The sequence below is a fragment of the Salinicola rhizosphaerae genome, from assembly GCF_014652715.1.
In the GTDB taxonomy this organism is placed as follows: domain Bacteria; phylum Pseudomonadota; class Gammaproteobacteria; order Pseudomonadales; family Halomonadaceae; genus Salinicola; species Salinicola rhizosphaerae.
Genome location: NZ_BMZI01000010.1, coordinates 36,801 through 54,200, shown reverse-complemented (window position 1 = coordinate 54,200; position 17,400 = coordinate 36,801). Strand labels below are relative to the sequence as shown.

At 62.5% G+C, this 17,400-nt stretch carries 16 protein-coding genes; 10 read left to right on the top strand and 6 right to left on the bottom strand.

Annotation, left to right across the window (positions count from 1 at the left end; genetic code table 11):
- Positions 1-46: 46 nt before the first annotated feature.
- The gene (gene pdxR / locus IE125_RS18770) at positions 47-1,483 is read right to left on the bottom strand and encodes a MocR-like pyridoxine biosynthesis transcription factor PdxR (protein ID WP_189446217.1); all 1,437 of its coding nucleotides are present in this window, start codon (positions 1,481-1,483) and stop codon (positions 47-49) included.
- A gap of 101 nt (positions 1,484-1,584) precedes the next feature.
- Between pdxR and IE125_RS18765 the strand changes: the two genes are divergently transcribed.
- From IE125_RS18765 to IE125_RS18755, 3 genes are all read left to right on the top strand, one after another.
- Positions 1,585-2,037 carry a GNAT family N-acetyltransferase gene (locus tag IE125_RS18765; RefSeq protein ID WP_189446216.1) on the top strand — a complete coding sequence of 151 codons (453 nt, stop codon included), beginning with the start codon at positions 1,585-1,587 and terminating at the stop codon, positions 2,035-2,037.
- Positions 2,034-2,654 (top strand): FMN-dependent NADH-azoreductase, encoded by a 621-nt coding sequence (locus tag IE125_RS18760; RefSeq protein ID WP_189446215.1) that lies wholly within the window; start codon positions 2,034-2,036, stop codon positions 2,652-2,654. The genes IE125_RS18765 and IE125_RS18760 overlap by 4 nt, the downstream gene beginning before the upstream one ends.
- 366 nt (positions 2,655-3,020) lie before the next feature.
- A complete protein-coding gene (locus IE125_RS18755) occupies positions 3,021-3,857 on the top strand; it encodes an alpha/beta fold hydrolase (RefSeq protein WP_189446214.1) in 837 nt (278 codons plus the stop codon).
- A gap of 61 nt (positions 3,858-3,918) precedes the next feature.
- Here IE125_RS18755 and IE125_RS18750 read toward each other — a convergent pair whose 3' ends face one another.
- Both IE125_RS18750 and IE125_RS18745 read right to left on the bottom strand, forming a co-directional pair.
- On the bottom strand, positions 3,919-4,839 hold the full coding sequence (locus IE125_RS18750; protein WP_229809210.1) for an SDR family NAD(P)-dependent oxidoreductase: 921 nt from the start codon (positions 4,837-4,839) through the stop codon (positions 3,919-3,921).
- A gap of 25 nt (positions 4,840-4,864) precedes the next feature.
- Complete coding sequence (locus tag IE125_RS18745) at positions 4,865-5,656, bottom strand: helix-turn-helix transcriptional regulator (RefSeq protein WP_189446213.1); 792 nt, start codon at positions 5,654-5,656, stop codon at positions 4,865-4,867.
- 193 nt (positions 5,657-5,849) lie between these two features.
- On the opposite strand from IE125_RS18745, the gene IE125_RS18740 reads away from it, so the two are divergent.
- The 4 genes from IE125_RS18740 to IE125_RS18725 all read left to right on the top strand — a co-directional run bounded on the left by IE125_RS18740 (position 5,850) and on the right by IE125_RS18725 (position 10,427).
- The gene (locus IE125_RS18740) at positions 5,850-6,437 is read left to right on the top strand and encodes a hypothetical protein (RefSeq protein WP_189446212.1); all 588 of its coding nucleotides are present in this window, start codon (positions 5,850-5,852) and stop codon (positions 6,435-6,437) included.
- Between the two features lie 158 nt (positions 6,438-6,595).
- Positions 6,596-7,105, top strand: coding sequence for a 2Fe-2S iron-sulfur cluster-binding protein (locus tag IE125_RS18735; protein ID WP_189446211.1), 510 nt, complete (start codon positions 6,596-6,598; stop codon positions 7,103-7,105).
- Complete coding sequence (locus IE125_RS18730; protein ID WP_189446210.1) at positions 7,102-8,103, top strand: FAD binding domain-containing protein; 1,002 nt, start codon at positions 7,102-7,104, stop codon at positions 8,101-8,103. The genes IE125_RS18735 and IE125_RS18730 overlap by 4 nt, the downstream gene beginning before the upstream one ends.
- Complete coding sequence (locus tag IE125_RS18725) at positions 8,100-10,427, top strand: xanthine dehydrogenase family protein molybdopterin-binding subunit (protein ID WP_189446209.1); 2,328 nt, start codon at positions 8,100-8,102, stop codon at positions 10,425-10,427. The genes IE125_RS18730 and IE125_RS18725 overlap by 4 nt, the downstream gene beginning before the upstream one ends.
- A gap of 121 nt (positions 10,428-10,548) precedes the next feature.
- Here the strand turns inward: IE125_RS18725 and IE125_RS18720 are convergent, their stop codons facing one another.
- Positions 10,549-11,382 (bottom strand): oxidoreductase, encoded by an 834-nt coding sequence (locus IE125_RS18720; protein ID WP_189446208.1) that lies wholly within the window; start codon positions 11,380-11,382, stop codon positions 10,549-10,551.
- A 176-nt stretch (positions 11,383-11,558) separates the two neighbouring features.
- Between IE125_RS18720 and IE125_RS18715 the strand changes: the two genes are divergently transcribed.
- From IE125_RS18715 to IE125_RS18705, 3 genes are all read left to right on the top strand, one after another.
- Positions 11,559-12,503, top strand: a complete 945-nt coding sequence (locus IE125_RS18715) for an AraC family transcriptional regulator (protein ID WP_189446207.1) — start codon at positions 11,559-11,561, stop codon at positions 12,501-12,503.
- Between the two features lie 126 nt (positions 12,504-12,629).
- A complete protein-coding gene (gene ampC / locus IE125_RS18710) occupies positions 12,630-13,790 on the top strand; it encodes a class C beta-lactamase (RefSeq protein WP_189446206.1) in 1,161 nt (386 codons plus the stop codon).
- A gap of 173 nt (positions 13,791-13,963) precedes the next feature.
- Positions 13,964-14,272 (top strand): porin family protein, encoded by a 309-nt coding sequence (locus IE125_RS18705; RefSeq protein ID WP_189446205.1) that lies wholly within the window; start codon positions 13,964-13,966, stop codon positions 14,270-14,272.
- A 141-nt stretch (positions 14,273-14,413) separates the two neighbouring features.
- On the opposite strand, the gene IE125_RS18700 is transcribed toward IE125_RS18705, so the two are convergent.
- The gene (locus IE125_RS18700; RefSeq protein WP_229809209.1) at positions 14,414-15,592 is read right to left on the bottom strand and encodes an SMP-30/gluconolactonase/LRE family protein; all 1,179 of its coding nucleotides are present in this window, start codon (positions 15,590-15,592) and stop codon (positions 14,414-14,416) included.
- 72 nt (positions 15,593-15,664) lie between these two features.
- Complete coding sequence (mqo, locus tag IE125_RS18695; protein WP_189446204.1) at positions 15,665-17,308, bottom strand: malate dehydrogenase (quinone); 1,644 nt, start codon at positions 17,306-17,308, stop codon at positions 15,665-15,667.
- Positions 17,309-17,400 lie beyond the last annotated feature (92 nt).

Sequence of the window (17,400 nt, the reverse complement as noted above, 5' to 3'; positions counted from 1 at the left end):
TTCTGGGACATGTCCGTCAAGCGCTGTTGGCGATTCGCTCGGTGAGTCAGGAGGTGGTCTCGACGATCCGCGCGAGCCTTCTCATCAAATCATCCGTCTGCCTGGCGTCTTTCAGATTGGTGAAGCTCAGCAACAGGCCCGAGCGTTGCGGCCGCCCGAGATACCACTCCGACAGCGCATGGCCGCCAAGCCCTGACTCGCGGGCTCGTCTGGCAATGATGGCGTCGTTGCTGACTTCGGGTAGCTCGGCCAGCAGGTGCATGCCGCCGGCCTGAAGATTGATATGAACGCTTCCCCCGAGATGACGAACGAGTGCCTCATGCAACAACTCGCGACGTTGCCGGTAGAGCGCTCTCATGCGCTTCAGGTGGCGTGCGAAATGTCCCGCAGCCATGAATTCCGCCACCACCGATTGGCTCAGGTTGGGGCAGCCATGGCCCAGGCGTGCCAGCACGGCGTGAAAGCGCGCGATTTCGGTCGTCGGTACGACCAGGTACGCCAGTCGTAGCCCAGGAAACAAGACCTTGCTGAAGGTGCCGGTGTAAAGCACGCGGTCGTCGTGGTCGAGGCTTTTCAGGGCGGGAATGGGATGGCCTCGGTAGCGAAACTCGCTGTCGTAGTCGTCCTCGATGATCCAGGCCTGTCGGCGGCTTGCCCACGCCAACAGCGCGCGGCGGCGCTCGAGCGTCAAGGTCACGCCGGTCGGACTCTGATGGGTGGGCGTGACGACGGCGAATCGTGCCTGTTCGGCCTCGCGACACCCCGCTTTTACGTCGAGTCCGCCGGCATCGACCTTTACCGGGGCCAGCCTCATGCCCGCGGCCAATAGCCGTTCACGGGCAATGAAGTAGCCGGGCTCCTCGAACCAGCCGAGATCCTCGGGCGCGAGCAGTGTCTGACAGATCAGGCCCAGTGCATCTCGATAACCATTGGTAATGACAATCTGTTCCGGACGGCAAACGATGCCGCGTGAGACGCCGAGATAGCTCACCAGGGCTTCTCGTAATACCGGGTGGCCGGCCGCAGGCGGGTAGTGGAGATCGGCCTCGGCCTGAGCGCGAAGTTGCTCGAGCGTCAGTCGAGTCCAGCTTTTGGCGGGGAAGGCATCCAGCGACGGCAGCCCCAGGCGCAGCGGTGGCGGCGGCGAGAGCGCTCCCGCCGTCGGCTGTACAGACGATGGCGTTTTCGTGGCCGCTTCAGACGCTACCACCGGGGAGCGAGGCAGTCTCGGCGAGACGATCGTTCCCGCAGGACCACGCGGCAACAGATACCCCTCGCTGACGAGCAACTGATAGGCGAGCTCGACGGTGCCGCGCGAAAGGTTGAGCTCGCTGGCAAGACTGCGCACGGAGGGCACCCGCGCCCCCGGTGCCAGGCGCCCATCCAGCATCGCTGCGCGAAAGCGCTGATACAACTGCCGGTAAATCGGCGTCGCCTGATGAGGGTCTGGACGAACACTGTCGCCGATGGAAGTGCTGGCCATGCGCTTGTCCCAGAAAAACGAAGCGTTCTTGGCGCTGCCAAGGGAGATGACGCGATTTTAGCCTGAGTGCTCGAGGAAGTCCCCGATACGGAGCCCATGCGATGAACGCCATGCGTCTGCAGATAGTGACTACACAATGGGAGTGTGAGCGATGTTTCGATGTCATGCGGCTACTGCGTCCGCATCTAGTCGATATCGATACATTCGTCGACCAGCTCATGCGTCAGATGGCCATGGGGTACCGCTTGCTGGCGGCCTGGTGCGATCACGTCGTGGTTGGCCTCGCGGGCTACCGCCTGAGCGAGAATCTGATGTACGGCCGCTTCGCTTACATCGACGACCTCGTCGTCGACGAAACCCAAAGGCGGGGTGGCCTGGGCGCTCGATTGATCGAGGCGGTGCGCGGCGAAGCCAGAACGCTGGGGTGCCGCTATCTGGTGCTCGATACCGGTCTCGGTATGGCACTGGCGCAACGCTTCTATTTTCGCCAGGGGCTGCTCTCTCGTGGCATGCATTTCTCTCAGTCGCTTGACCCTCAGGAGCCGCCCCGATGAATACCGGAACGCTCTGGGTCAGTGCCAGTCCCCACGGCGAGGACGCGCTTGGCAACCGCTTGGTTCGAGCGCTGCTGGACGTTTCTGAAGCGGTCACGTTGCGTGATCTGGTTGCAGCGCCTCTGGCGCCGCTGACGCCCGACTACGCTGCAGCTTTGACCCTGCGCGATGTGCCATCCGAGAAGACCGAGGCGTTATCGCTATCCGAGCGCCTGATTGGCGAACTCGAATCAACCCGACGCTTGATCGTTACCACGCCAATGCACAACTTCGGCATGCCGGCGGCACTCAAGCTCTGGGTCGACTACGTACTGCGCATACACCGTACCTTCACCTCGACCCCGCTCGGCAAGGTCGGACTACTGGAAGATCGGCCAACACTGGTGATTGTCAGCTCCGGCGGCTTCCACCAGACCGGCGAATCCCGGCAACCCAACTTCCTGACACCGCACCTCAGGGCCATTCTCGCCACGCTGGGCATTCACTCGGTCGAGTTTTGCTATCTGGAAGGACTCGTCACCCGCCGCGGTGCGCCCGATGACATGATCGCCGAAGCGCTTGAAGCGCATCCGCTTATGGCGTGGAAAAGCCAACCGATAGCCCCTTGGTTGGGATGATCGCGCAGGTCCAGGGGTGTCCGTGTCCATGCTGCCCGGTTATTGGAGAGCCGAAATTCAAGAATCCAAGTGAGCCGGGCCGCTTCGTGAAATCTTGCAAGAGTCATGGTCGGAACCGCCACGATCTGAATGGTTATAAAAAATTTCTGGTCTCGAGAAAACGCAGGAGAAGTTCCATAAAAACGTAAATCGGCAACGACAATATTAAACATGGCAAGGGAAAGAAATATGGCTACTTTGCAGGAAGTTTGTGTCACTCGCCGAAAGCTCATTGCTGCAGGGGTAGGTGCCGCTGTGTTGGCTGCTCTGCCCGGCTGCACGGTGATGTCGGCGCCTACGAATCATGTCACGCACAGGAGAAATACGATGAGCACGATCACGACTGCCGACGGTACTGAAATCTTCTTCAAGGATTGGGGGCCGCAGTCGGCACAGCCCATAGTTTTCCATCATGGATGGCCACTGAGCGCAGACGATTGGGACACTCAGATGCTGTACTTTGTCAGCCGGGGTTACCGTGTCATCGCGCACGACCGCCGTGGTCACGGTCGCTCTTCCCAGGTGAGCGAGGGCCATGACATGGATCACTATGCAGCAGATGTCGCCGCCGTTGTCGAACATCTGGATTTGCGAAATACCATCCATGTAGGCCATTCGACAGGAGGGGGCGAAGCTGCACATTATGTTGCCCAGTATGGCCAGCCGCAGGGCCGAGTGTCGAAACTCGTGATGATCGGGGCTGTTCCACCAATCATGGTGAAAACGGCTAGCAATCCTGACGGTCTGCCAATCGAAGTATTCGATGATTTTCGTCAGCAGTTGGCCGCCAACCGTGCGGAGTTTTACCTCGACGTTGCCAGCGGCCCCTTCTATGGATTCAATAGAGAAAACAGTGCTTCATCCGCCGCTATTATTCAGAACTGGTGGCGCCAGGGAATGATGGGTGGGGCGAAGGCACATTACGACGGCATCAAGGCGTTCTCGGAGACGGATTTTACGGAAGATCTGCAGTCGATATCGCTCCCGACGCTGATCATGCATGGCGACGACGACCAGATAGTACCGATCAATGATTCCGCGATATTAGCTGACAAGCTGTTAGCCGATAGTACCTTGAAAGTCTATCCGGGCTATCCACATGGTATGTGCACGACTCATGCCGAAGTCATCAATCGTGACTTGGCTGAATTTATCGCGGGCTGAAAGGATTGCAGCCGATATCCTTGAGAAAACATTACCCAAAAGGGTGCCGGCTGCGCTTTCGTCATTCGGTTTCAATGAGTTTCTCGGAAAGCTCCCACAAGCGGCTGGCGTTGGCCTGATCGAGCGCATAGGCTGCGACACCTTCCAATATGCCGTCGGGACGTTCATCCAGCGTCGGCGCCTCATTACAGTTGTCGAAGTATTTTCCGGATACGTCAGCCAGCAGGGGTGACGCGGCGAGCAGGACTGAGGTCGATGCACCCTGAGAAGGCGTCTTGCGTAGAGGTTCCGGCGTTCTCAGTCCGCCCGTATGCCTCTGTAAATTAGTCGCGATAGCGCCAGGGTTGAGTGCGTTGGAGACGATGCCATCATCAGCCCATCGCTGCGAAATACCGACCGAGAACAAAATGCATGCGGTCTTGGACTGCGCATAAGCGAGCAGTGGATCGTAAGGGATGAATCGAAAATGTGGGTCGTCCCAAAAGATGGGGCTGAAAAGGCTGCCGGACGAACTGACCGAGACGACGCGAGCGCCTTGCGCGTGGGCCAAATGTGGGCGTAGGCCGAGGGTCAGCGCAAAATGTCCGAGATAATTCGTCGCAAACTGCATCTCATAGCCTTGGCAAGAGCGCTCAAGTGTCGGCAAGGCCATGATCCCTGCATTGTTGATCAAGGCGTGGACGGGGCCATCCCACGCTTTGACGAAGGCGCGTACCGAGCGTAAATCGCTCAGGTCGAGTGGCCGGACGACAATATTCGGATTGCCCGTCTTCCCGCGCAGTACGTGGGCGACTTCCTCCGCAGCGCTTGGCCGACGAGCCGCAATCGTGACTGCGGCACCGCGTGCGGCCAGGGCTAGGGTGGTTTGCGTACCGATACCACTGGCGCCGCCTGTGACGATCATCGTCTTGCCGGTTAAATCGACGTCCTGGACGATCTCATCGGCATCACTGTTAAAGCCAAAAGGGGTACGAAAGGACATGGACTTTTCCTTGTCAACAAGGCGCTCAATTCACGCCCAGATAGATCATCAAACAGGCGCCGGGCAGGTCGGGAATGCGTAGCGGCAGATAGTCGAATTCGCGGCTGGTGCCGTCCGGCAGGCGCATTGCCTTGCGTCCGCTGGAGAGATCGAGCACGCCTTGTTCCGCCCACAGCTCGCGAAAGACGTCGCTCGCTTCCAGCAGGTCGTCGATCAGTTGACGCATGCGGGGATCGTCGGCGTAGCGGGTGGCCTGGCTACGGAAGATCGAGACCAGCGTGCGCGCGCTGCGCAGCCAGTCGGCGCGGTGGGTTTCGACCCGTTTCTGCGTGAACACCCACCACAGCTTGTTGCGTGGATGACGGTCGCCGGGTCTGTCGATATCGAACAGCGCCGCCGCCGCGCCGTTCCAGGCGATCACTTCCCAGTAAGCATCCATGACGTAGGCAGGCTCCGGCTCGAGCCGATCGAGCAGGCGCTGGAGGATCGGGTTGACCGTGGATTCACCGTCGATCGCTCGCGGCGGCGCCGGGCGCCCGGCCAGCGCATAGAGGTGTTCGCGTTCGGTCTCGTTCATCAACAGCGCACGTGCGAGGCACGAGAGTGCCTGATCCGACGGCTGCACTTCGCGCCCCTGTTCGAGCGCGGTGTACCAGGCCGCGCCCATACTGGCGCGGGTGGCCACCTCCTCACGCCGCAGCCCGGGCGTGCGTCGGCGGCGCCCGGGCGGCAAGCCGGCCATCTCCGGTGTCACGGCTGCGCGTTTGGCGCGGAGGAAGTCACCCAGCGAGGGTGCAGTCGCATTTGGCGTGTTCATCGATGTTTCTCGCTGCTGAGGGGGCTCGTGGCGTGAACGAGACGAGTCTGTGTCTATCGAACTCTGTACCCAGCAAACCCTGCGTCTGGCAAACGTAGGATAAGATCGCGGATTTTGTAGGATGAGGCGAAATATTAGGGTTTCTGTCGGCCCCGTCAACTGACGCGGCCGAGGTTTTGACCGGAGGCCCTGCATGAGACTGGATTCCCGCATCATCCTGATTCTCGGGCTTGGCGGCGATGCCGAGGCAGAGCTCGTTCGGGAGTTGACGACGGAGCGCGACACGCTGCTGCTGGAAAGCCCCTTCGAGAGTGATTCGGACGCTGCCGTCGAACCCATCCCCCACGTCTACTTTCGCGGCGCCCCTGCCGTGCAGCGCGTCAGCCTCCACAGCGCCGGTGCACTGCAGCAGGTGGCCGATACCCTGGATCGCCAACATGGGCGGCTCGATCTGCTGATACTTGGCACGCGTTCGGTGCTGCCGACGCTGCCGGCGGCTTCTCCCTGGCGGCGCCTTGGCGGGTGGCCCGACCGATCCGGCGCCTTCGATCGCCTGGCGGCGTTGACGACCTGTCTACCCCTGCTGCGCGCATCCAGCTCACCGCTCGTCATCGAGCTGGAGTCGGCGCGATCGGTGACAGATCATGCTTGGCCGCTGTGGGCGCTGCTGGAAGGCTCCGGCATTCGGCACGAGTGTCGATGGCTATCACCGTATGGCGATCAGGATCTCCCTCGACGCCCCGCCTGCTCTCGCGAGCCCTGCGGTATGACTACGCTGTAAGCGATCTTCTTCGGCGTGGATACGCCGCTTGCGAGACGTTGTACGCCGCCGCTGGCGAGGCCCATAACGACAACCCAGCATCGACGGCCGAATCCACCGACCCGAGAGGTCCACCCGATACGGCCCCGTCGACCATCAACCGTGACCCGAGGCTAACCATGAAATGGACGATCAACGGCCAGGTTCGAGAGGCCGAGGTGGATTTCCGAACGTCGCTGCTCGATCTGCTGCGCGAGCGATTTCAGCTCAGCGGTACCAAGAAAGGTTGCAACCAGGGTGCCTGCGGTGCCTGCACGGTGCTGCTCGACGGCCGACGTATCAACGCCTGCCTGACGCTGGCGGCGCAGGTCCAGGGTCGCGAGATCACCACGATCGAAGGTCTGTCGGATGGCGAGGCCCTGCATCCAGTGCAGGTCGCCTTCGTCGAACACGACGGCTTTCAGTGCGGCTACTGCACCCCCGGCCAGATCTGCTCGGCGGTGGGTCTGGCCGGCGAGCTCGAACGTGGCTGGCCGAGCGCCGTGACCAAGGATCTGAAGACTACCGATGTCGCGTTCGATCGTGAGGAGCTCCGCGAGCGCATGAGCGGCAATCTCTGTCGCTGCGGTGCCTACAACGGCATCGTCGATGCCGTTAGCGAGGCGCTCGGCGAGGAGGTGCGCCGATGAACGCCTTCGACTATCACCAGGCCGTCGATGCCGAACAGGCGATCGAACAGGCCATGCGTCGGCAGCAGACGCGCTATCTCGGCGGCGGCACCAATCTCGTCGACCTGATGCGCGAGACGGTGGAGCGTCCGGCCGCGCTGATCGATGTCAGCACGCTGGCTCGGGAGATCGAGGAGACCACCCACGGCGGGTTGTTCATCGGTGCTGGTGTCACCAACGCCGAGCTGGCTGCCGACCCTCGCGTGCGAATGCGCTACCCCGTGCTGTCTCGCGCGATTCTTTGCGGCGCCAGCGCGCAGATTCGCAACATGGCGACCGTTGCCGGCAATCTGCTGCAGCGCACGCGTTGCGCTTACTTCTACGACATCGCCTCACACTGCAACAAGCGCGAACCGGGCAGCGGCTGCGATGCGCGAGAGGGCTTCCATCGCTACCACGCGATCCTCGGCGCATCGTCGTCCTGCATTGCCACGCACCCTTCGGACATGGCCGTGGCGATGGTCGCGCTCGACGCGCGCGTTCACCTGCGTGGTCCCGACGGTGAGCGCAGTCTGGCGTTGAGCGAGCTGCACCGCGAACCCGGCGAGCGGCCGGATCTCGAGACCGTGCTCGCGCCCGAGGAGTTGATCGTCGCGGTCGAGCTGCCGCCATTGCCGATGGCGGCGATCAGCGAATACCGCAAGGTTCGGGATCGCGCCAGCTACGCTTTCGCGCTGGTCTCGGTGGCGTCGATGGCCGCGCTCGACGGTGACACGATCGGAGATGTTCGACTGGCGCTGGGCGGCGTAGGTACCGTGCCTTGGCGGGCTCGCCGCGCAGAGGCGGCGCTGCGTGGCGCGGCGATCAGCGAGCGCGCGATCGATACCGCCGTCGAGGCGGAGCTGGAAATGGCCCGAACGCTGCCCGGCAACGGCTTCAAATTGGCGCTGGCGCGGCGGTTGATGACGTCTGAACTCAAGGCACGCGTAGCGGATGCCCGCGAAGGAGGTGAGTCATGAATCCGTTCAGGGATCCAATGTCCAGCGATCGGTTCGATAGCGAGTCATCGGGCGTGGCGCTCGCCGGCGATTACTGGCGCCGGGATGGCAAGCCCGACGCGCTGGGCACCAGCGACCGCGTGGGTCAGCCGCTGTCGCGTCTCGACGGCGCGCAGAAAGTGACCGGGCGCGCCCGGTTTGCCGCGGAGTTCTCTTTCGACGGCATGCTCTACGCCGCGCTCGTCTACAGCACCATCGCCAATGGGCGGATCGCCTCGATCGATCGGGACGCCGTCGAGTCGATGCCCGGGGTGGCGCTGGTGATGACGCATGACAACGCGCCACGCCTGAATACGGCCCCCGTCTTTCTGCGCTCGCCCAACGGTGCCGCCGGCGACGATCACCCGATCATGCAGAGCGATCGCGTTCACTGGAACGGGCAGCCTGTCGCGCTGGTGCTGGCGGAGACGCAGGAACAGGCGGATGCCGCCGTCGAGCGCCTCGAGATCGAATATCGAGCCGAACCGGCGGTGACCGACTTCGAGATCGCCAAGGGGCAGGCGCGGGCGCCGGACAACGTGCTAGGCGGGCCGGCGGAGATTGCGCTCGGCGATGCCGATTCGGCATTCGCCGCCGCGCCGCATCGAGTGGATGCCACCTATACCACCCCACGCCACAACCATAACGCCATCGAACCGCATGCGGTGACGCTCAAGTGGTCGCGTGAAGCGGGCACCGAAATTCTACGGATTCACGATGCCTCCCAATGTGTCGATCTGACGGCGGCGTCGCTGGCCGAGGTGTTCGATATCGATGCTGCGCAGATCCATATCACGTCGCCTTTTGTCGGCGGCGGCTTCGGTAGCAAGACGCTGTGGCAGCATCAGATTCTCGCGGCGGCGGCGGCCAGGGTCGTCGAACGTCCGGTGCGCCTCGCGCTCTCGCGAAAGGGCGTCTATCGCGTGGTCGGCGGGCGCGCCTGCACCGAGCAGCGCGTGGCGCTGGGCGCCGACGACAGCGGCAAGCTCAGCGCGCTGATCCATTCCGGAATCGCATCGATGACGTGCCACAACAACCTGCCCGAGCCTTTCGTTCAGGCGACCAAATGCCTTTACGCCGCTGACGCCATTCGGCTGTCGATCGAGGTGGCGGACATGCACATGCTCGCCAACACCTTCATGCGCGCACCGGGCGAGTCGGTTGGCACTTTCGCGCTGGAGAGCGCGCTGGACGAACTCGCCGAACGGCTCGGCATGGACCCTTTGGCGCTGCGCGAGCGCAACGAGCCGGCACAAGATCCGATCAGCGGTCTGCCATTCTCCTCGCGTCATCTGCTGGAAGCGGCCCGCGCCGGTGCCGAGCGCTTCGGGTGGTCCGGACGCGCGGCAACGCCCGGCAGTCGTCGAGAGGGCGAGTGGCAAATCGGCATGGGTTGTGCGACGGCCACCTATCCCTATATGCGCATGCCGGGTGCGGCCGCACGGATCACGTTGAGCGCTAAGGGTGCGACGATTGATATCGCGGCCCACGAGATGGGCATGGGGACCGCGACCGTGCAGACGCAGATCGCCGCGGCGCGATTGGGGCTGCCGGTGGAGCAGGTCACGTTCCGATATGGCGACAACATGCTCGCCGGCGCGGTTCTCGCCGGGGGGTCGCAGCAGACGGCGGCCATCGGTGGCGCGGTGATTGCCGCCCATCGTGAGCTGGTGACGGCGCTTCTCGCGCTCGTCACGTCGGATTCGCCGTTGGCCGGGCTGAGCGCCGATGACGTGGTGTGTCGCGACGCTGGACTGGCCGCTGCCGACGACGCCTCGCGGTTTGCCGATTACGCCGAGATTCTGAGCGGCGCCGGGCGGGAGAGCCTGTCGGTGGAGGCGGCCGCTGCGGACTCGGAGGAGCTCGCCCACTGGTCGATGCACTCCTTCGGCACCATCTTCTGCGAGGTCGGCGTCAGCGAGATCAGCGGTGAGGTGCGCGTGCGCCGACTGCTCGGATCGTTCGACTGCGGGCGCATCCTCAATCCGAAGACGGCGACGAGTCAGTTCCGGGGCGGCATGATCATGGGACTGGGGCTCGCGTTGATGGAGGAGACCTGGTTCGACGCCCGTAGCGGCCGGATCATAAACCCCAGCCTCGCCGACTATCACGTACCCGTGCAGATGGACGTGCCAGAGATCGAGGTGATGTGGACCGACATTCCCGACCCGCACACGCCGATGGGCGCTCGAGGCATCGGCGAGATCGGGATTACCGGCGTCGGCGCGGCAGTGGCTAACGCGGTCTACAACGCGAGCGGCAAGCGCATCCGGGATCTGCCGATCACGCTCGACAAGCTGCTGTAATCCGCTTGCTCGTAAGATCGTCAGGTCGCCGAGCCTCCACGTGAACGGCCAGTGCGGATCGCCGCACTGGCCGAGTTGTCGCCGCGTTCTCTTGCGGCTCCGCCGTCTCGTCGCTGGCGGATCAGCCGTCGGTCGAACGGGTGAGCGTTTCCCACTCGTCGATCTGCCGGGTCATCTCGGCGAGGCGATTCCGAACCAGTTGCAGGGCGTCGCTGCCCAGCAGCAGATGCGTCGGTGGCGTCTCGCAGGCGATGATCTCGAGCATGGCGGCAGCGGCCTTGGCCGGGTCGCCCAACTGCTGGCCGCTCTTGGCCTGGCGAGCCTCGCGGATGGGATCGAAGAGGGTGTCGTAATCGCCGATGCTGCGCGGCGTGCGCTGCATGGAACGTCCTGCCCAGTCGGTACGGAACGAGCCTGGCGCCACCGCCGTCACGTGAATGCCGAGGAGCGAAAGCTCTTTGGACAGCGTGTCGGAAATGCCCTCCAGCGCAAATTTGCTGCCGCAGTAGTAGGCGATGCCGGGCATGGTGATGAAGCCACCCATCGAGGTGATATTGATGATGTGGCCCGACCGGCGCTGGCGAAAATGGGGCAGTACCGCCTTGATCATGGCCACGGCACCAAACACGTTGACGTCGAATTGGTGGCGCATTGCCGCGAGCGGTGACTCCTCCAGCACGCCTTCGTGACCGTAGCCCGCATTGTTGACCAGTACGTCGATGGGGCCGATCGTCGCCTCCATTCGCTCGACCACGCCGTCGAGGCTGTCGAACTCGGTGACGTCGAGCCGGTAGGCGCTGGCGCGGCCGGAATCGTGCTGCTCGAACGCGGCTTTCGCGTCTTCGCTACGCACCGTGCCGATCACTCGATGGCCGGCCGCGAGCGCGGAGTCGGCCAGTGCGCGACCGAAGCCGCTGCTGATGCCGGTGATGAGCAGGGTTTTGGACTCTTTCATGAGGGCTCCTGTGAATCGTCGTCGGTGACACGTCACAGGTTAGGGAGACAGGCCCCGCTTGCGTACGCCGGTTCCCAACCGATGATTGCCCATTCCTATCGTCTGGCATGATCGCTCCACGCCTTTGGGGCACAATACTTGCTGAAACGGTCTCGTCGGGCGGAGAGCGAACACGCATGGGAACGAAGGCAAATCCATCGATTGCTGCTAGAACGGTCTGCCTTATCGACAGGCTCGCGCCGCTGGAGGGCTACAATCTGACGGCACTGCCCGGGGTCCGATTGCTGCGATCCAATCGGCCGCTCAGCCGAACGCCAGTACTCTATGATCCCGGCATCGTCATCGTCTGCCAGGGGCGAAAGCGTGGCTACTGGGGCGGCGAGTGCTATGTCTATGATGCGCAGCATTATCTGGCCGTCTCGGTACCCGTGCCATTCGTGATGGAAACCGATGCCAGCCCGGAATCTCCGCTGCTGGCGATCTACTTCCACCTTGATGTGCCGATGGCGATGGAGCTGCTGCTGCAACTGGAGGCGCACAATGCCCCACCGGTTGCCGAACCCAGAGGGATGATGGCATCACCCATGGAAGCGCCGCTGCACGACACGGTGCTGCGCTTTCTGGAAGCGCTGGCTTCACCGCTGGATAGCCAGATGCTGGGGCCTTCACTGGTACGTGAGATTTACTATCGCATCCTGACGGGGCCGCAGGGTGGCACGATGCGGGCAGCGCTCAACCCCGAGGGTGGCTTCGGCCGTATTTCCCGTGCCATCCGACGGATCCACGACGATTACGCGCAGCCGCTCAGCGTCCAGTCTCTGGCGACCGAGGCGAGCATGAGCATGCCGCGATTTCACGCCAACTTTCGTGCCGTGACGCGAACTTCGCCGATACAGTATCTGAAATCGATCCGGCTGCATCAGGCCCGGCTTTTGATGTTTCGCCACGGCATGACGGCATCCAGCGCCCTGACGGCGGTCGGATACGAAAGCGCTTCCCACTTCAGCCGAGAGTTCAAACGCTTCTTCGGGCGAACCCCGCTGGAGGAGGTAGCGCATATGCGTCAATCCTTCGCGCTGCCTCCGCCGACGGGACCCAACCGTTACGTCTCGTCGCATTGAGATATCGCGTCGAAAGCCTCGAGACCCGTCGGTTCCGGTCGTGACACTTTTCACGCATGATGGGCGGCGCCAATCGATACGTTTATCTCTTCATTCGTCTATGCCATGCCGAGGATCGACAACGTCATGAAAGGAATCACGTTAGGGATAGTGCTGCTGACGCTCTCCGCCTCGAGTGTCGTGTGGGCCGAAAGTGGCGATCAAGGCGTCCGTCGTGCCGTCGACCCGATCGTCGAATCACTGATGGCGGATCAGCAGATTCCCGGCATGGCGATTGCGCTGGTCCGGCCGCAGGGGACTGAGGTCTTCAACTACGGCGTGGCCGACCGCAAGACGCAGGCGCCGGTCGACGATGACACCCTTTTCGAGCTGGGCTCGGTCAGCAAGACCTTTACCGCCACGTTGGCGTCGGTCGCTGCCGTCCAAGGCAAGCTCGACCTGGACGCCCCGGTGAGTCGTTATCTTCCCGAACTCAAAGGCTCTGCCTTCGACGCGATCAACGGCGAGAATCTCGCGACCCATACCGGCGGCGGCCTGCCGCTCTTCGTGCCCGACGAAGTGAAGGATCGCAAAGCGCTGATGGCGTGGTACCGGCACTGGCAGCCGAGCGAACCGATCGGCGCCAGCCGCGTCTATTCCAATCTCGGTATCGGCCTGCTCGGCGTGGAGACGGCGGCGAGCCTCGACGAGCCATTCGTCACCGCCATGCGAGAACGGGTGTTCTCGCCACTGGGAATGGCCGATGCCTGGTACGACGTGCCGGATGCAGAGACCGAGCACTACGCCATGGGCGAGAGCAAGGATGGCGAGCCGATACGGGTGTCACCAGGCGTGTTGGACGACGAGGCCTACGGCATCAAGACGACGGCGGAAGATCTCGCCCGGCTGGTTCAGGCCAACCTGCGTTTGATCCCCGTTGACGACGATCTGCAGAGCGCGATCGACGCCACGCGCCAGGGCGATTTCCAGGTCGGCGACATGACGCAGGATTTGATCTGGGAGCAGTATCCGCTGCCGGTGTCGCTGGAGACACTGCTCGCCGGCAATGGCTACGACATGATTCTAGAGCCCAATCCGGCCGAGGCGATCGAGCCACCGCAGCCACCGCGCGATGACGTCTGGATCAACAAGACCGGTTCGACCAACGGCTTCGGTGCCTACGTGGTGATGCTGCCGGGGCAGCGGGCAGGCCTGATCATGCTCGCCAACCGCAACTATCCCAACGGCGCTCGGGTCGAGGCCGCCTATCGCATTCTTGTGGCACTCGGCTTGTCGAGCGACGACTGATACGACGCCAGCCCGGTCTCGATGCCGTTTGTTGCAATGGCGCAATCATCGGGACAAACCGGCGCAAAATGGCTGTGTCACGCTCCCTCTCTTGAAACCGCCTTGCCAGGCGAGTGGCAATCCAAAGGGAGAGAGGGATGTTCGGTCACAGGATTCGAGGGCGGTGCCTAGCGATGGCGCCAATGGTGATCGTCGGCGCTCTGATCGGTTCGGGCGCGGCGAATGCCCAGCCGGCAGGAGAGGCTGGCAGCCGGGCGCCAACGTGGCGACTGGGGGCTTTCGCCAGTGCCACCGACCAGGGTTACGTCGACGCGGACGATGAGGTCCGTGCTTTTCCGCTGATCTGGTTCGATGGCGAACGGCTGTTCTTCCACGCCACCGAGGGCGGGGTGCGTCTTTTCCGCAACGAGATCGCCGATAGTCCGCTGATCGAAGACGATCATGCGACGTCACTGCGGCTTGGCGTCTCCTACGCCTTCTGACGCCATGCGGGATATCACGAAGGCCGCGTTCGTAGCGCGGCGGGCGCGCTGGACTCGCGAGTCGGTCACGCGCTGGAGCCAAGCGCCTCGTCACCGAAAAGTGATGGCGGTGGCCCCAATCGAGAGCGCGAGTCCTTACGGTCAGGCGAAGCCGAGCCCTTGGCTATTCACGAAAATCGCGTAGAGCGAGTGACTGCTCGCCATGAAGAGGCGATTACCCATGGCGCCACCGAAGCAGACGTTGGCACATCGTTCAGGTAGATGGATATGACCGATGGCCTTGCCTGTCGGGTCGAAAACACGCACGCCGTCCAAGGCTTCTGGATTGCCGTCGGGCGAGCCGCTGCTGCCCCATCCCGCCCAGATATTGCCGTGAATGTCGACTGCAAACCCATCTAGCGCACCAAAGTTATCGGCTTCAATGAGTTTCTTTTTTCCACTGAGCTTGCCGTCGGCATGATCGAACTGCCATAGAATCCTGTTGGGCTTCGCTCGCCCCTCGACAATAAAGAATCGGCTCTCGTCGCTCGAGAATGCCAGGCCATTGGGGCCGGCGATGTCGTCGAGTATTTTCTCGATTTCACCACTGCTGGCGGCGATTCGGTAAAGTGCCGCCGGGAGTTCCTGTTCGACAATACGCCCTTCATAGTTGTTGCCAAGCTGAAATGGCGGGTCGGTGAACCAGATATCACCGTTTTCCGTACAGACCACGTCGTTGGGCGAATTGAAGGGCTTGCCTTGGTAGTTGTCGGCCAGAACGGTGATCTGGCCGTTGTATTCGGTGCGCGTCACCCGACGCCCGATCGACCCCTCACATGTGATCAGACGCCCTCGATTGTCTCGCGTATTGCCGTTGGCATAGTTGGAGGGCGAGCGGAAGGTAGAGGCTGTACCCGTCGTTTCATCCCAGCGAATCAATCGGTTGTTAGCGATATCGCTGGCGACGAGATAGCGCCCGTCGCCGAACCAGACAGGCCCCTCCAGCCAGCGGAAACCGGTGGCCAACCGCTCGACGCTGGCATTGAAAAGCCGGTAATCGAGAAAGGCAGGATCAAGTATCTCTACGGCGGGATCGGGGTATCTCAGCGAGGGCTCCCACGCAGCTTTGACCGGTAATGCCGTCATAGCGGTCAGTGCAGCGCCTGCCGTGATGAAACTGCGGCGGGAGACGCCATTCTTTCCATTGTCCGGAGACTCAGTCATGCGTTTTTCCTCAGCCTTTATCAGGTCAAGCGACTCTAGATCAGAGGGCTTCCCGAGAGAATTACGCAAAAGTCGTACAAAGTCTTGCCGGCAATGATTTGCGTTGATGGTGCTCAAAATCGCGGCGCCAACGGAAAAGCCCTCACCAGAATGACTGGCGAGGGCTTAAGCGTCATGCCTGACAGGCGATCACTTCGAGCCGCTGATCTCTTTTGTGTCACTGGGCTCTGAACGCGTATCCGAAGTCGGAGCGCCAGGAGCGGGCGTGGTCGTCAGGTCCGGCTCGGTGAGTTCCAGCAGCTCGCGGGACATGGCACGAACCTCGTACAGCAGCTGTGGGTTTTCCGCCAGCGGCTGGCCGTAGGAGGGGATCATCGCCTTTAGCTTGTCCTGCCACTCGGGGCTCGCGATCTTGTCGGGGAAGACCTGTTCCAGCAGCCTGAGCATGATCGAGGGGGCCGTCGAGGCGCCGGGCGAGGCGCCCAGCAGCGCAGCGATGGAGCCCTCCGCGCCGGTCACCAGCTCGGTGCCGAACTGTAGCGTGCCGCCTTTGCCTTCGACGTCCTTGATCGTCTGTACACGCTGGCCGGCGGTCCAGAGTTTCCAGTCTTCCTGCTTCGCTTCCGGGTAATAGTGCTGCAGCTCGGCGAACTGGCCGCTTTCCGACATGCGCAGCTGGCTGATCAGATAGCGCACCAGGTCCAGGTTGTTGATTCCGACCCGGGTCATCGGCCACAGATTGTTGGGCGTGACCGAGCGAACCAGATCCGTCCACGAACCGTGCTTGAGGAACTTGCTCGAGAAGGTCGCGAACGGGCCGAACATGATCGCCGGCGTACCATCGAGAATCCGCTTGTCGATGTGCGGCACCGACATCGGCGGTGAGCCGGCCGGCGCGAGGCCGTAAACCTTGGCGTCGTGCTTCGCGACCACGTCCGGGTTGGTGGTATAGAGAAACTGCCCCCCGACCGGAAAGCCGCCATACATGCGGGCTTCGGGAATGCCCGATTTCTGCAGCAGCGGCAGCGCCGCGCCGCCGGCACCGATGAACACGAAGCGGGCATTGACGCTACGCTCGTTGCCGCCGTCGCTGGTGTTGGCGACGGTGACCTTCCAGCTGCCATCCCGGTTGCGCTCGAGATCGCGAACCTGCGTGTTGACGGAGAGGTGGAAATTATCGCGCTTGGCCAGGGAGCCCATCATCTGGCGGGTGATCTCGCCAAAGTTGACCTCGGTGCCGATCGGCATGCGGGTCGCGGCAACCGGCTCGCTGCCGTCGCGTCCGGTCATCACCAGCGGAATCCAGTCGGCGATCTGCTGCGGATCCTCGGAGTACTCCATGCCCGCATAAAGCGGGTTCTGGTGCATCGCCTCGAAGCGCTTGTGCAGAAAGGAAACCCGCTCGCCGCTCCACACGAAGCTCAGGTGCGGTACGGTGTTGATGAAGGAGCGAGGGTTGGCCATCACGCCCTCCCGGACCTGGCTGGCCCAGAACTGGCGCGAGACTTCGAACTGCTCGGTAATGCCGATGGCGCGTTGAATATCGACGCTGCCGTCCGGCTGTGGCGAGGTGTAGTTCATCTCGGCGAACGCCGAGTGGCCGGTACCGGCGTTGTTCCAGACGTTCGAGCTCTCCTCGGCGGCCTTGTCGAGGCGTTCGAACAGATGGATCGTCCAGTCTGGCTGAAGCGATTGAAGCAGGGTTCCCAGCGTGGCACTCATGGTGCCGCCGCCGATCAGAACCACATCGACGTTTTGAGTGTCGTCGGAACCAGCGCCGGTGGAGGTGGAATCGATACTGGCGCTTAAGATTGAGGCGTGACGCAGTTTCATGAGGGCTCTCTGTCTGGTGGACAGGCGCGAATGCGAATGCCCCATTAGTTTAAAGAGCTGATCGCCTTTCTGCCATGTCGATGTGACACCTT

Excerpts from the sequence above, each read along its gene's own strand:
- mqo (WP_189446204.1), bottom strand. The coding sequence starts at position 17,308 with ATGAAACTGCGTCACGCCTCAATCTTAAGCGCCAGTATCGATTCCACC.
- IE125_RS18750 (WP_229809210.1), bottom strand. The coding sequence starts at position 4,839 with ATGTCCTTTCGTACCCCTTTTGGCTTTAACAGTGATGCCGATGAGATC.
- IE125_RS18720 (WP_189446208.1), bottom strand. The coding sequence starts at position 11,382 with ATGAAAGAGTCCAAAACCCTGCTCATCACCGGCATCAGCAGCGGCTTC.
- IE125_RS18765 (WP_189446216.1), top strand. The coding sequence starts at position 1,585 with ATGAACGCCATGCGTCTGCAGATAGTGACTACACAATGGGAGTGTGAG.
- pdxR (WP_189446217.1), bottom strand. The coding sequence starts at position 1,483 with ATGGCCAGCACTTCCATCGGCGACAGTGTTCGTCCAGACCCTCATCAG.
- IE125_RS18745 (WP_189446213.1), bottom strand. The coding sequence starts at position 5,656 with ATGAACACGCCAAATGCGACTGCACCCTCGCTGGGTGACTTCCTCCGC.
- ampC (WP_189446206.1), top strand. The coding sequence starts at position 12,630 with ATGAAAGGAATCACGTTAGGGATAGTGCTGCTGACGCTCTCCGCCTCG.
- IE125_RS18705 (WP_189446205.1), top strand. The coding sequence starts at position 13,964 with ATGGCGCCAATGGTGATCGTCGGCGCTCTGATCGGTTCGGGCGCGGCG.
- IE125_RS18715 (WP_189446207.1), top strand. The coding sequence starts at position 11,559 with ATGGGAACGAAGGCAAATCCATCGATTGCTGCTAGAACGGTCTGCCTT.
- IE125_RS18755 (WP_189446214.1), top strand. The coding sequence starts at position 3,021 with ATGAGCACGATCACGACTGCCGACGGTACTGAAATCTTCTTCAAGGAT.
- IE125_RS18725 (WP_189446209.1), top strand. The coding sequence starts at position 8,100 with ATGAATCCGTTCAGGGATCCAATGTCCAGCGATCGGTTCGATAGCGAG.
- IE125_RS18740 (WP_189446212.1), top strand. The coding sequence starts at position 5,850 with ATGAGACTGGATTCCCGCATCATCCTGATTCTCGGGCTTGGCGGCGAT.
- IE125_RS18730 (WP_189446210.1), top strand. The coding sequence starts at position 7,102 with ATGAACGCCTTCGACTATCACCAGGCCGTCGATGCCGAACAGGCGATC.
- IE125_RS18735 (WP_189446211.1), top strand. The coding sequence starts at position 6,596 with ATGAAATGGACGATCAACGGCCAGGTTCGAGAGGCCGAGGTGGATTTC.
- IE125_RS18760 (WP_189446215.1), top strand. The coding sequence starts at position 2,034 with ATGAATACCGGAACGCTCTGGGTCAGTGCCAGTCCCCACGGCGAGGAC.